The sequence below is a fragment of the Bacillus salitolerans genome (assembly GCF_042680805.1).
Lineage (GTDB): Bacteria > Bacillota > Bacilli > Bacillales > SA4 > Bacillus_CJ > Bacillus_CJ salitolerans.
In genome coordinates, this window is record NZ_JBHUEM010000020.1 from 76,385 (window position 1) to 90,089 (window position 13,705).

Sequence of the window (13,705 nt, forward strand, 5' to 3'; positions counted from 1 at the left end):
CCAAAGTGGACTAGAAACGTCCACTTTCTTTTAATTGCTTAGGATTCACTATTTGTGGATAACTGAGTGATGTGCGTAGTAATCCGGCTCCAGCGCCCAGCCAAGATAAAATGGCGACGATCTTAGCCATTTTATCCTACTCGAGGTCAAATAACCCTTGAAAAGTAAAAGGGAAAGAGCGCCCTTTTTCTCTTCAAGGAACATTTGCTATGCCTGAGGCTAAACGGGGCGCCCTGAGCCTTTTGTTCTTATATGACTCATTTAAAGGGTTTCGATTATTACTAATTTTGATATATCTAGTAAACATATCTTGGGGGAATGAAATTTGCATAAAGATGTCGATGTCCTTGTTATTGGAGCAGGTCAGGCAGGTCTAGCAATGGGATATTATTTAAAACAAACAAATCTTAATTTTGTATTGGTTGATGCTTCAAAAAGAGTTGGGGATGTATGGAGAAATCGGTATGATTCACTCGTATTATTCAGCCCAAGGAGGTACAGTGCTTTACCCGGATTAGCTTTGTCTGGCAATCCCAAAGGATTTCCTTCTAAAGACGAAATAGCAAATTATTTAGAAGACTATGCAAACCATTTTTCACTTCCAATATGTCAAAACACCCAAGTGGAAAGGCTAGAAAAAGCCGTTAATAAATATAAGGTGATAACATCGAATGGAGAATGGATAGCCGATAAGGTAATAATAGCAACAGGACCTTTTCAGAAGCCTTTTATTCCTAATATACACAAAGATCTATCGAAAAGGGTAAATGAACTTCACTCATCAGAGTATAAGAATCCCTCTCAACTTCCTATAGGAAATGTGCTAGTCATTGGCGCGGGCAATTCTGGTGCTCAAATTGCGGCAGAATTATCACTGACTCGAAACGTAACAATTTCAACGGGACATGATGTTGTGTTTATTCCGCAACAACTACTGAAACGCAGCATATTTTGGTGGCTTGATACATTGGGTCTTTCCAAAGTTTCCGTTGATTCAAAGTTAGCAAAATATTTACAGAAAACTGAGCCGGTCATTGGAGTAGAGCTAAAAAAGTTAATAAATGCTGGACATGTGGTAGTGAAAGAACGAACAATATCCCTTCAAGGGCAGGAAGCAATCTTTAAAGACGGAACAAAATTGAAAGTAGATAATATTATTTGGGCAACAGGTTTTCAATATAACTATAAGTGGATTAATATCCCGGGTGTGGTTGATTTGCAACAAAGACCGATTCATTCTAGAGGTATAAGTCCAGTAAAAGGAATTTACTTTTTAGGTTTACCCTGGCTCTCTAGAGTAGGATCTGCACAATTAAATGGAATAGCATATGATGCCAAGTGTATATTTAGTCATTTAATCAAACACTAAAATTTCTCCTGCGACGGGTTCGTTACTTACATTATATGTATAAACTAAAATGTTTTATTGAACCGGTAGAATACAGAACCACTATTATAAATTGCGGTAAAAGGAACAGAAGCTTCTTATAGATTTTAAGTATCTTGAAGGTATAGAGTAATTACAGGTTTTATGTTATCTGCACAGGTATTGATACAGGGTGTATTAATGCTTGTTGTTGTTTAAGTAAAATTTTCTTGTATATTTTATGTTGTTAAAATATGTAATAAACTTAATTTCAAGAATATTCAAACAGAAAGGAGGTTTTTTATGATTTCTTCCAAAATAATAGAACTTAAAACAAACAGTGAATTTTTAAAAGCATATCCAATTATTAAGCAGTTGCGTCCTCATCTGAACGAGAATTCATATATTGAATTGATATTAGCAGCACAGGTGGAGGATAATTATAAAATGTTTGCCCTAGTTGAAGAGGATATACTTGTTGCTGTTATTGGTTTTAAGCCAATGATTACCCTTTCAACTGGAAGATATATCTGGATTTGTGATTTAGTTACCGATTCAAAACAACGATCTAAAGGATACGGGGAGAAATTGCTTACGTATGTTGAGGAATGGGGGAAAGAAAAAGAATTTAATTGTGTTTCACTTTCTTCTGGAATACAGCGTATAGATGCACACCGTTTTTATGAGGATAAAATGAATTATAAGAAAGTAAATTTTGTATTTAAAAAGATTTTATAATAAATTAAACTCAATATTAGTTAGAATTATAAGGGGGGATAAACATATGAAGAAAATCGGGTGTATAAGTATCGCGGTTTTAGTATCTGCCTTTATTATTATTGCTGGTTGTTCGAACGAAAGTGATAGGAATGTGAAAACAATCCAAACTTTTTTGGAATTTGAATTAACAGGACCTAGTGATGAACTAATAAAAGAACTTGACAGAGTAAGTCCATATCCACCAGATGCATATCTAGAAGAAAACTATAAACCACTCGTTGCGGACTTAGATAGATTGGTTAAATCTAATCTAGTATTAATTTGGTTAAGAGAAGCAGCTTCAAAAGGGTATCAGTTAAAACCAGTAAGTATTGAAATACAAAAGGCAGATACCCAAAATGATGCCTACGATTTCGAAGTTAAAGTGGAATACAGCAAAGATGGTCAAACTAGTACGGATACCATAACTGGAAGAATTAATATAGATAACGAGGGCAAGATTGTATCAATTCGAAATATTAATGGTTTTGAATTGATACAAAAAATGAGAGAGTAAAGAAGTGTAAAGCCAGTTAAGATTATTCAATAACGAGGGCAAAACTAATAATAATGAATTCGGAAGATATGTATCTCATTATTCTTTATCTGAAAGTTCAAATCTGTTTCGACATCAACAGGAGTTCTCTTATTTTGACACCTTTAGGTACTTGACTAGGCTTTGTTGTATTTGTATTACCTTTTATACTTTCAAAATATGTTTCGCTTAATTCAATGTTAGCAGGAATAGCAATATTCATATACAGTCTAGTATTTGAAGTAAAATTACGATAGCAATATCCCTATTAATAAGTTTAGTAGTAATAATTCTGCACCGGAAAAATATAAAAAGAATAATTAATGGAACCGAAAACAAAATAGGTAAGAAAAAACTCTTGCTGAACATAAAAGTAAATTGATAGCGTAAGAGGTGAAGAATTGTATTTAAAAATAAGGCTCTGTTAAAGGTTAATGTTGAAAAATGATTAAAAAGTAAGGACTTCTTGAAATAGAAGCCCTAATCTACTTTTATCCTATTGTTGGGAAGAAGAAATCAATAATAAAGCAAACTCCAGTAACAATAATGAAGTATCCAATAAAGCGATTTATTCCAATAGCAATATCACTTGGTTCTGAATCCCTAAATTGCCAACCAATAGATATATACCATATAAATGCAGGAAACTTAACACCAAGAAAACCAAGCAAAATAAGCAATATTCCACCTAATAAAGCCATGTAATATACACCCCTTCATTTAAACAATGTTATCTCTTAAGAGTATAACTTAATTTCTTTTTGTATTCTTTGGAATGTTAACCCATTAGAGGTTTTGAAGGCGGACATTATATGCTAAATCTAGACAAACGTAAACAAAAACACAAACTTGTTCATGGCTGATTCCTCTGTGTTTAGACTTTCCACCACTCTTACGAGGGTTGCGTTCAAATGCCACGTCTACCTTTTTATTTCACTACGAGCAGCAGAATATTTTAAGAAGGATTGTTGGATTTTTATGGGGAAATTTAAGGGAATTAATATAATATAGATTGTTCACCCTGCGATTAAAACATACTGGAAGAAGGAGAAAATGATGAAAAAGTGAATGATTATTACTGGGGTATTTTGCTATCTATATATCTCATGGAATATATAGATTCAGTGATTTTCTAATTGAGTTTTTAGTAAGAAATATAGACCCTTATGAGAAGTATCTAAGATCCATTCCTTTGTTGCTTTTAATGGAAATAATCGGCGATTTTTTACACATCTTAGGAAACCTATGGGAGTTGTTCTTTCGTGGGAGGGGGCAGTGCTTATCGCTGTATTCTAGTTCATTTAAATATCTGAGAATATATGAAAAAGACTTAATTAAGATTAGTAGTTTTACGATGTTAAAGAGAATAAAATGGTCCTATTCCACAGGAAGAGGGGAGTATCTTGTTATAGAAGTAAAGAGTGATTTTAATGAAGAAGGGGAAATTGCTACGGTTAATTCTTTTCCTTATTGAGTTAAAGGAGCAGTTTATATAGTACATGTATAAACTAATAGTTTAGAATAATTACACAGTTTACTATTAATTAAATATATTTATAGAAAGGTTGGCTAATTTTTGAAATATTATATTTGCGAGACATGTGGTGTTCAGTACGAGTGTTCAATTGCAGAACCAGAACAATGTATGATTTGTAATGAGGAAAGACAATATGTAAATCCGAATGGGCAGTCTTGGACAACATTAGGGAAAATGATGAATGAAGGCTATAAAAACATGCTTAGTTTAGAAGAAAAAGGTTTATACAGCATAAAAACTACTCCAGAATTCGGAATAGGTCAAACTGCTTATATTGTACAAAGTGAAGGCTTCTATTTAATGTGGGATTGTATCACTTATATTGATGAGGCAACAATTGATAAGATAAATGAATTGGGTGGACTACAAGCAATTGCTCTTTCTCATCCACATTATTACTCTACACAAGTCGAATGGGCAGAAACATTTAATGTGCCTATCTATATACATGATGATAAAAAATGGGTAATGAGACCAAGTGATAAGATTGTATTTTGGTCAGGTGAATCCATTGAAATATATAAGGGTATCGCACTACATCGATTAGGAGGACATTTTAAAGGGGGTTCTGTATTAGAATGGAAAGACGGAAATGAACAAAAGGGAATTTTGCTTTCGGGTGATATAATCCAAGTTGTCGCAGACCGTAAATGGGTTAGTTTTATGTATAGTTATCCTAACTTAATACCACTACCTGCATCTAAAGTAAAAGAGATAGCAAATATCGTAAATGAATTGAAATTTGACCGATTGTATAATGCTTTTCATCGAGTAGTAAAAGAAGATGCAAAAATGTCGGTTCAGAAATCAGCAGATAGGTATATTGATGCATTAAGTGGAACATTGTTTAATACATAATCCCTTCTAATTATTGAACGATAGAATGGTATAACGAGCAATTGTGTGTAAATGGGTAACACAAAATACTATCCATCTTTCATTATAAACTTTGCAATTACTCCAAATGTGGTCCACCATTTTTATCAATCTATTTAAACGGAGTCCCTTTAAAGAGTCTCTGTAGGTGTTTTTAAACTAACATCGCTCTAAAGTTAACAAAGAGTGTTCTGGGTCAAAGGTCCTCTAATTGATAGGCTAGCTAGTAATAAATATAATGGGGAGTGCTGACGATGGAAAAATCGATAAGCTATAAAATTTGGACTGTCTGTATGATCAAAGATGGTGAAACGGTTTTAATGCTGAACAGGCAGCATGATGACTTTAAAGGGTATATTCCCCCGGGAGGAAAGGTTGAATTTCCAGAAAGTATGACAAATGCTGCTATACGTGAAGTCTATGAAGAAACGGGTTTAGTTGTACGTAATCTGATTTACAAAGGACTTTATGAATATGTAAATATTGAGAATAAAGATCGTTATATGATCTTTAACTATTTAACATCAGATTTTGAAGGAACTCTCATTGAGAAACCAAAAGAGGGCGAGCTTACTTGGGTTCCCATTGAACAACTGTCGAAACTTCCGATGCAAGAATCGATTAGACGTAGGATACCTTATTTCTTTAGAGAAGGAACATTTGAAATCCATGTTGAATGGGACAATGAAAATAATAAAGAGGGAAATATAAAGATTAGCCTGACTTAAGCTTTTAAAGAGCCGACAATCTTTTTCAAACAATCACGTATTCATCCAAATAATAGATGATTTATGTAATTTTCTCTTTACAACAGAAATGAATGTAAGTTACAATGTAATATGTATACTAAATTTTAACATTAAAGGGGGAAAAAGGGTCTGATGAGTATGTCTGTTGTTTTTCAAATGGTTTTAGCTTAAAAAGGGATAAGTCTGCCCATTTTTAGCAAAATCAGTCGTAAAACAACGGACAAAATTGACCCTTTTTGCCTATAATATTCGTGTTTTAGTCATTTCTTGAGTACTAAAATCTCGAAGAAGGTAGGGTTTATTTTCCCTACCTTCTTTTTTTATTTCACAATAAGGGGAAGCTATAGCTTCAACAATAGTCCTCCTGTTTTGCGATTGATCAATATATCAATAAGGAGAGACAAATTATGAGTATCGTAACAGTTGAACAAGTTACTCATTACTATGGAGATAAACTTGTATTTAAAAATATTGATTTTCGTCTTTTAAATCAAGAACGTGTTGGATTAGTTGGTCCTAATGGAGCGGGAAAATCAACGCTATTAGAAATTTTAACTGGAGCCATCCTCCCTGATGAAGGGACAGTCATTTGGCAGCCCAATGTAAGAGTAGGGTTTCTAGAACAGCAAGTAGATTTGAAGGAAGGAGTGAGTATTCGTCATTACTTGAGGAGTGCATTTCAGTCATTATATGATGCCGAAGCCGAAATGATTGAACTCAGCAAGCAGATGGGCGAATGTTCAGAAGCAGAGCTTGAAAGACTGTTCAAGCGATTTTCCGCGATACAGGATTTACTTGATCAAGAGGATTTTTATATCATAGACCCCAAAATCGAGGAAATATCAAATGGACTAGGAATAACAGCTCTTGGTATGGAGACGGAGGTAAACCAGTTAAGTGGAGGACAAAGAACAAAGATATTACTAGCTAAACTATTATTAGAGGAACCTGATGTTCTATTATTAGATGAGCCTACCAATTATTTAGACCTCGTTCATATTGACTGGTTAAAGGATTATTTAAAGCATTACCCCAATTCATTTATATTAATCTCACATGATACTGGGTTTGTAAATGAAGTGGTTAATGTTATTTATCATCTAGAACATAAGCAACTAACAAGGTATATTGGAAATTATCAAAAGTTTAAAGAAATGTATGAATTTAGGAAGCAGCAAATATATGCCGAATATGATAAGCAGCAAGCTGAAATTCAAAAGCTAGAAACGTATATTCAAAAAAATAAAGTGAGAGCATCAACTTCAAAGCAAGCAAAAGCACGCGAGAAAAAACTCATGAAAATCGACCGGATTGAGAAACCAGATCCAACTCCAAGACCGAGATTTTCCTTTCAAATAAGTGAACGGCCTACAAGTGTAATTGTTGAAGTAGAGCACTTAGAGGTTGGTTATGTAAAACCTTTATTCCCTTCATTTACTGTTACATTAAAAAGAGGTGAAAAAGTAGCGATAACAGGACATAACGGCATAGGAAAATCAACCACATTGAGAACGATAATAGGTGAAATTCCTGCACTTGGAGGAAACATTAAATTTGGAGACAGAGTCAAACCCGCTTATTTTGCACAAGATTGGACGATAAAATCATCTCTTTCACCACTCGAATATATGTGGGGATTGCATGAAAAGATGACCCAAAAAGAAGTGCGGCAAGCTCTTGCAAGGTGTGGATTGAAAACCGAACATATTTTTCAGCCGCTTAATTGTTTAAGCGGGGGTGAACAAACACGAGTTAGATTATGCGAATTGATGCTTGAGAGGAGCAACTGGTTAATTCTTGATGAACCAACAAATCACTTAGACTTACAGGCGAAGGAAGCTTTGGCTAAGGCTCTGATGGAATATGAAGGGACAGTTATTGTGGTCTCACACGAACCAGACTTTTATGAGTCATGGGTCACACAGGTTTGGAACCTTGAACAATGGAGCAAAAAATAATTATTTTAGTAAGTCATTCATGTTTTAGTAGAAAAAAATAAGTAGGTGGAACAATTGACAAATCAAATCATCGAATATCCAGCTCTACAAACAGAGAGAATACATCTCCGAATATTGAAGATGGAAGATTCACAGCAAATATTTGAGCATTTCTCAGACAATAATGTTACAAAATTTATGGATATAGACCCTTGCAAAGATATAAAGGAAGCAGAAGAAATTATCAGATTTCACTTGGAGGATTCAGGCTGTCGCTGGGGTTTATTTAACGACACTAGTTTTATGGGAACGGTTGGCTATCACTAGCTTAGAATGAAAAACGGAAAATTTATGGCTGAAATTGGGTTTGATTTAGCAAAGAACTATTGGGATAAGGGACTGATGTCTGAGGCATTACTTGAAGTCATATCTTTCGGATTTACGAAGATGGATTTAGATATCATAGATGCGACAGTAGAAGTAGAGAATGAAAAATCAATCCAATTATTAACAAGGTTAGGATTTATTAGAAATACTGAACTTCAAGACAATCTTATTTACTTTTATTTGCCAAAGCAAAAACAAAGCGTATGAACGAATAAATAATAAAATAGATGTTCGAATAGAAGGAGCATCCGGTTTCAAATTTTGATTTTGTTCCTTTTCAAAAAAGTTGTCACACAAACTTCACCAGCTGTTCATAGCAAGGAAAAGGAAGAGAGAGAAGAAGCAAAGAAAAAAGCAGAAAAAAAGCGTGAAAAAGCGAAGAGAGAAAAATCTAAGGAAAAGGCAAAAGAAGAGCGAAAATAAAAGTAAAGATGAAGACAATAATAAGGACGAAGAAGGAGAGGAATAATTTCCTCTCGTTCTATTTTTTTGTCTAGAAAGCATTTATAATTAAGGTGAACAATATTAATTTATTTATGAGGTGAAAGGTTTATGTCAAAATCGAAGGCAAGAAAGTATCGTGAAAAAATAGTACGAGAAGGTACAAGAAATCCTGAATTAAGTAGGAGTCCGTACGTGCTTTATGATTTACGAACCAAAAAAACAAAGACAAAAAAAGACTTACTATATCGCTCAAAACATAAGAACCATGTTTCTGATAATAGAAATGATGGTTCTTTTTATATGCTACAATTTGTTTCTTTTCAGTCGTACTTTTAATATACTGTTTCATATAGAATTTGAAAGGTGGGATCCTGTGTCTGTAACAAAAGATATTATTTTAGGCTGTATGGGTTTTGGGGGTGGTTGGAATCAAAATCCAATATCGAATGAAGATGAAAAAAAGGCACAAGCAGCTATTGAAGCTGCACTAGAAGTTGGGATGAAGAGATTTGACCATGCTGATATATATACACTTGGTAAGGCTGAGGAAGTGTTTGGAAGGGTTTTAAAGTCTAAGCGAGAAATGCGAGAAAACATGATCATCCAAACAAAAGCAGGTATTATTCTAAATAAGGGTCCAAACGGATCCAGCATTTATAATAATTCAAAAGATTATTTGATCAATCAAGTATATATGAGTTTAAAAAGGTTACAGATTGAGTACATAGATACCTTTCTAATTCATCGCCCCGATCCACTCATGAATGGAGAAGAAATTGCCGAGACCTTCCATTACTTAAAAGAACAAGGATTCGTTCGGAATTTTGGTGTAAGTAATATGTCACTCTCGCAAGTTCAATACATTCAACAATATTGGAAAGATCCTCTTGTTGCAAATCAAATTCAGCTAAGTCTTGGACACTCGACACTACTAGACACCGGTGTAAACGTGAATACCAAAAATATGGATTATGAAAGTGGTGTTCAAGGATTATTTGAATACTGCAAGTCGACAAATATGGTCATTCAAGCGTGGGGTTCATTAGACCAAGGGCGTTTTCTAAGATCGATTGAGCACGATCAATCAGAGCAGGAAAAACTAACAGCTAGCTTAATTCAGGAATTAGCTGAGAAATACAATACAGGCTCAAGCACTATTGCGTTAGCGTGGTTGCTTGTTTTACCTGTATCAATCCATCCTATTATTGGTACAATCAATCCAAGTCGAATCCGAGAGTGTTATAAAGCCCTTAGCATACAATTGACGAGAGAAGAATGGTATCAATTATGGATATTAGCAAGGGGAGTATCATTACCATAATTGAGTTTGACGATAAAAATGTTATGTTAGTTAAGAGAATAGACATACATTTTAGTATGTCTATTTACAATACCTTTTGTTATCTCGCTCTAATTAGCACTCAGACCCTTACTTCAAATTTAAAAATTTGAAGTAGTTTAAGTGAGGGATAACCGCCAGTAAGAACACCCAATAATAGGAACCGAGACTATAAGATCGCCACATCCTGTGGCAACGTCTGTGTGACCCAAATCGTGCAGGCCTCATCTAACAATCAGTGGAGGATGAGGGAAACCTACCCTGACACTTTATCCGTATGATTTACCTCCATGTATTTGTTCTTGATTTAATAATTGAACATATATTTCAGCAGTCGTAATCGCATCGTTCAATGCATGGTGTCTTTTCCTGGTAGTGACTTTAAATCGCTTAATTAGTTCGTCAAGTGTATTTTGTTGGTTTGGAAAATGTGAATTTGCTAAGGTAAGTGAATCCACAAAACATGGAATGCCATTCGTTGGAAGTCCCCATTTCTTCATTGACTTTTCAAGAAATGGTACATCAAAGTTGGCGGGATGAGCAACTAGAGTAGCGTTTTGATTCCATCTGAAGAATTCTGTTATAACTTCAGGAAAGGTTGACCCATTGTTAAAATCATGTTCGGTTAATCCTGTTAGTTGTTTTGAAAAGTGTGATACTTTTGATAGGGGAGATAATACCTTATAAAATGTTTGATCATGGAGAATTTTCCGATTCTCAACCTTCACGGCACCTAACGATAAGATTTCATCTCCTAAACCAGGAAAAAATCCAGTTGTTTCTAAATCGAATACAGTATATGTTTGTTTGTTGAAATCATCTTCTAACGATGTGGTATTTCTTATAAAACATTCATTTAAAGTATAAATGATTTGATCCACATCCAATTGCTTTTTTATTTTTTTGATTCGATACCTTTGAATGAATTGTCCCCAAAACAGATAAGTGAGTATTCTTATATCAATTGGCACGATTAGACCACCCTATTTCGATTAAAGCTTATTCTCGTAACCTGCTGCATCCGATTTGCAATTTGAATTGCTTCCTTTAATCTGAACTTTTCTTCTTTTGATAATGTCGATATAGAAACTTCGTTAGATACATCTTGTCTTGATGATAATTGATCCAAGTTTTGTTGTAGTCGATACAATTGAAAATAATGAATTGCTAATTTTGCATTTTCTACATCACGGGGATGCATCGCATGTGCCTTTTTAAGGGCGTTTAGACGCTTAATCGTACTTACATCTTTGATCCCATATTTTATTGAATGAATTCGAATTGTATTGACCATTTGCATTAATCCTGACTTTTTCATATTTAATTGTTTATTCTTTGTGTTTAGTTTCATTAATCCAAATGGTTGTATAGGTATTTTGTAACGTAGTGCATCCTTCAGTAAGAAATGTTGTAAGCCCTTTGAACGTGAAGATCTCTCAGTTAAAAAAGAGCGAATCTCGTTAGCTAATGAAAAATCTCCAAAAAGTGGACGGAAATCATAAAACATTGTAAACCGCTGAATTTCCTCTGCATCCATTTCCTTCAGCCAGTACAAGATGTTCTCTTTCCATTCAGAAATGGACTTACGCCATTTTTTCTCCTTGGCCATAATTCCACCTGTACACTCCTGGAAGCCTGCCTTTATTAAATGTGTTGCTAATTTTTCAGTGAAGGTTTGAAAGTATATTTCAATATTGTCTTTATTAGATAAATGATGATAGTCACCTAGTATCATTCCATTATCTTGATCCGTACTAAAAACCTGTTCTTTTCTAGCCTGACTTCCCATTACAATAAAGCAATAATTGACTGGAGGATTTCCATATCCTTCTGATTTCATTTCATCTTCAGTTAGCTTAATTAACTGTTTATAGATTTGATCATTGTGACTTGTGATAAATTCTGTAACTTCATAAGCATAGTTTTCATTATCTACTAATCTTGTAGTAATAGTTTGCAGCAACTTATTTGATAACGGACCTTGTTCATAGAGTGTTTTGTAATTTCTTGATTTTAGTATATTTAGTGACAAATCTAATCCATTTACGTCTTCTAGGTTTAGAAATGATTTAGGTGTTAATGCACCTACAATCTTTTGATTATGAACAACGGGTAAAAAGTTTGTTTTATTATGCTTAAAATATGACAATGCCTCATAAGCAAAGGATTGATCATCGACTGTTAGAATATCTTTCTCGTACCATTCCTTAACAGAACTAGTGGTTCTCTTTTGTAAAGAATACTCTAAGATTGATTCTTTTGTAATGACACCCTCATAGCTTTGGTTGTCATAACTGACGATTAAACCATCGACCTGATCATTTAGGATTGTTTCAATTGCAGCTTGCATCGTTTCAAAAGGTTTAATAAAGGTTACGCTATCCATGATGCTTTTTACTCTTGTGTTAAATAAACCTATATGTTTTTCATCATCTGTCGGTTTACTTTTTATCTCGTTATAAAGTGACTTCAGCCGATCTCCAATACTCTCCCAAATGACCTTTGAGAAGGATTTATTATTGGTCATGATTTCAAAGAATGTTTCTTTTTTTAACTTAAAAACGGAACAATCTTCCAAGGCTTGAACTGAAAAATTCATTTCTCCACTCGACAACATGACCATAAGTCCTACAATGTCTCCTGGATAATAATATCTCATCGCTACTTGTTTTCCGTTAGACTGATGTAATATATTTTTTGCTAGCCCAGATACTAAAAAATAGATGTCTAATTGGTCAATCTCATCTTCCTCATGAAAAATAAATTCATTTTTCATATAGGTTTTATATGAGGATCCATCAATTAATGAACGGAATTCGTCTTCTGTAAGTAAATCAAATGGATAATGCTCTTTTAAGATAAGGTTTAAATTTGATTGATTCATTTAAACACCACCTATTCCGATAAAATAATCTTTACCTATAAACGTAACATAACTATTAGGTGAAGGAAAATAGAAGGCCTTTTCAATAATTCGTCACAATTGCCATTCATTTCTTCCTACTCGTGACTAATATCACATGAAAGACGAATAAACTTGAATACCATTCCACCACCGTTTGAATTACAAGAAATAGAGTATGAGTGTGAAGAAGTAGTTTGGATTATGCGATTTGATATTAAGCCAATAAATAAGGAAGAAGCGATTCTACAAATGAACATGTTAGATCATAATATCGTATAATCGAATAGCTCGTGATTATGGATTCATACAACCTGCTACTATTAGTGCATAGCCTCATGATTGGAGGGGACATTACTTGTTTTCAATACCAAATGTAACTTCTTCCCCAGATTCGTTCACATATGTAACTTCTTGTTTTTCATATTTAGTTAAATCAAAATTAGCTTCTTCAGGAAGATGATCTGCTACTAAATATGATTTATCAATTACTCTTATAGGATACAGTGAAAGTAATCGATATTTTGGTTATACCAGTAAAAAGGCTGAGTATTCAGGAACAGCTAACCTAGCTAAATATATTCCAGTTTCATTGACAATTTGGTTAAAAGCAGAAATCAGTGGTAGCACATTAACTACTAGAGCAAATCATAAAGCTGAAAGTAGGTGATATCTTGACTTTTATGGGAACATTTATTTTGATTTTGTTTATAGTTTTAGTAGTTTACTTAGTCAGGACTATAAAGAAAAAAAAGAAATTTAAGTCATAGTGGATCTGAGTCAATATTCTGGACACAAAAAAGTTAAGTTTTTAGTACCTGTACAAACTTAGTTTGGAGTTAGTTTGACATGGAGCCTCTGTGGGCAAGATTCC

General features: G+C 33.9%; 15 protein-coding genes. 12 read left to right on the forward strand and 3 right to left on the reverse strand.

Annotated features, from left to right (window positions below; translation table 11 throughout):
• The first annotated feature begins 325 nt into the window (after window positions 1-325).
• The 3 genes from ACFSCX_RS11990 to ACFSCX_RS12000 all read left to right on the forward strand — a co-directional run bounded on the left by ACFSCX_RS11990 (window position 326) and on the right by ACFSCX_RS12000 (window position 2,642).
• Complete coding sequence (locus ACFSCX_RS11990; RefSeq protein WP_377928476.1) at window positions 326-1,369, forward strand: flavin-containing monooxygenase; 1,044 nt, start codon at window positions 326-328, stop codon at window positions 1,367-1,369.
• A 300-nt stretch (window positions 1,370-1,669) separates the two neighbouring features.
• The gene (locus ACFSCX_RS11995) at window positions 1,670-2,104 is read left to right on the forward strand and encodes a GNAT family N-acetyltransferase (protein ID WP_377928477.1); all 435 of its coding nucleotides are present in this window, start codon (window positions 1,670-1,672) and stop codon (window positions 2,102-2,104) included.
• Between the two features lie 46 nt (window positions 2,105-2,150).
• Window positions 2,151-2,642: a hypothetical protein gene (locus ACFSCX_RS12000; protein ID WP_377928478.1), complete on the forward strand. Its 492-nt coding sequence runs from the start codon at window positions 2,151-2,153 to the stop codon at window positions 2,640-2,642.
• A gap of 509 nt (window positions 2,643-3,151) precedes the next feature.
• On the opposite strand, the gene ACFSCX_RS12005 is transcribed toward ACFSCX_RS12000, so the two are convergent.
• Window positions 3,152-3,361 carry a DUF6199 family natural product biosynthesis protein gene (locus ACFSCX_RS12005; protein WP_377928479.1) on the reverse strand — a complete coding sequence of 70 codons (210 nt, stop codon included), beginning with the start codon at window positions 3,359-3,361 and terminating at the stop codon, window positions 3,152-3,154.
• Between the two features lie 875 nt (window positions 3,362-4,236).
• Here ACFSCX_RS12005 and ACFSCX_RS12010 point away from each other — a divergent pair.
• The 8 genes from ACFSCX_RS12010 to ACFSCX_RS12045 all read left to right on the forward strand — a co-directional run bounded on the left by ACFSCX_RS12010 (window position 4,237) and on the right by ACFSCX_RS12045 (window position 9,911).
• Window positions 4,237-5,055 (forward strand): MBL fold metallo-hydrolase, encoded by an 819-nt coding sequence (locus ACFSCX_RS12010; protein ID WP_377928480.1) that lies wholly within the window; start codon window positions 4,237-4,239, stop codon window positions 5,053-5,055.
• A 272-nt stretch (window positions 5,056-5,327) separates the two neighbouring features.
• Window positions 5,328-5,801 carry an 8-oxo-dGTP diphosphatase gene (locus tag ACFSCX_RS12015; RefSeq protein WP_377928481.1) on the forward strand — a complete coding sequence of 158 codons (474 nt, stop codon included), beginning with the start codon at window positions 5,328-5,330 and terminating at the stop codon, window positions 5,799-5,801.
• A gap of 428 nt (window positions 5,802-6,229) precedes the next feature.
• Window positions 6,230-7,780: an ABC-F family ATP-binding cassette domain-containing protein gene (locus tag ACFSCX_RS12020; RefSeq protein WP_377928482.1), complete on the forward strand. Its 1,551-nt coding sequence runs from the start codon at window positions 6,230-6,232 to the stop codon at window positions 7,778-7,780.
• Between the two features lie 54 nt (window positions 7,781-7,834).
• A complete protein-coding gene (locus tag ACFSCX_RS12025; RefSeq protein WP_377928483.1) occupies window positions 7,835-8,086 on the forward strand; it encodes a GNAT family N-acetyltransferase in 252 nt (83 codons plus the stop codon).
• 6 nt (window positions 8,087-8,092) lie between these two features.
• The gene (locus tag ACFSCX_RS12030; RefSeq protein WP_377928485.1) at window positions 8,093-8,353 is read left to right on the forward strand and encodes a GNAT family N-acetyltransferase; all 261 of its coding nucleotides are present in this window, start codon (window positions 8,093-8,095) and stop codon (window positions 8,351-8,353) included.
• A 54-nt stretch (window positions 8,354-8,407) separates the two neighbouring features.
• Window positions 8,408-8,569 carry a hypothetical protein gene (locus tag ACFSCX_RS12035; protein ID WP_377928486.1) on the forward strand — a complete coding sequence of 54 codons (162 nt, stop codon included), beginning with the start codon at window positions 8,408-8,410 and terminating at the stop codon, window positions 8,567-8,569.
• 129 nt (window positions 8,570-8,698) lie between these two features.
• A complete protein-coding gene (locus tag ACFSCX_RS12040; protein WP_377928487.1) occupies window positions 8,699-8,926 on the forward strand; it encodes a hypothetical protein in 228 nt (75 codons plus the stop codon).
• Window positions 8,927-8,963: 37 nt separating this feature from the next.
• The gene (locus tag ACFSCX_RS12045; protein WP_377928488.1) at window positions 8,964-9,911 is read left to right on the forward strand and encodes an aldo/keto reductase; all 948 of its coding nucleotides are present in this window, start codon (window positions 8,964-8,966) and stop codon (window positions 9,909-9,911) included.
• A gap of 287 nt (window positions 9,912-10,198) precedes the next feature.
• On the opposite strand, the gene ACFSCX_RS12050 is transcribed toward ACFSCX_RS12045, so the two are convergent.
• Both ACFSCX_RS12050 and ACFSCX_RS12055 read right to left on the reverse strand, forming a co-directional pair.
• Window positions 10,199-10,900: a 3'-5' exonuclease gene (locus ACFSCX_RS12050; RefSeq protein ID WP_377928489.1), complete on the reverse strand. Its 702-nt coding sequence runs from the start codon at window positions 10,898-10,900 to the stop codon at window positions 10,199-10,201.
• 2 nt (window positions 10,901-10,902) lie between these two features.
• A complete protein-coding gene (locus ACFSCX_RS12055; protein WP_377928490.1) occupies window positions 10,903-12,813 on the reverse strand; it encodes a DUF294 nucleotidyltransferase-like domain-containing protein in 1,911 nt (636 codons plus the stop codon).
• Between the two features lie 153 nt (window positions 12,814-12,966).
• On the opposite strand from ACFSCX_RS12055, the gene ACFSCX_RS12060 reads away from it, so the two are divergent.
• A complete protein-coding gene (locus tag ACFSCX_RS12060) occupies window positions 12,967-13,113 on the forward strand; it encodes a sigma 54 modulation/S30EA ribosomal C-terminal domain-containing protein (protein ID WP_377928491.1) in 147 nt (48 codons plus the stop codon).
• The last annotated feature ends 592 nt before the right edge of the window (window positions 13,114-13,705 follow it).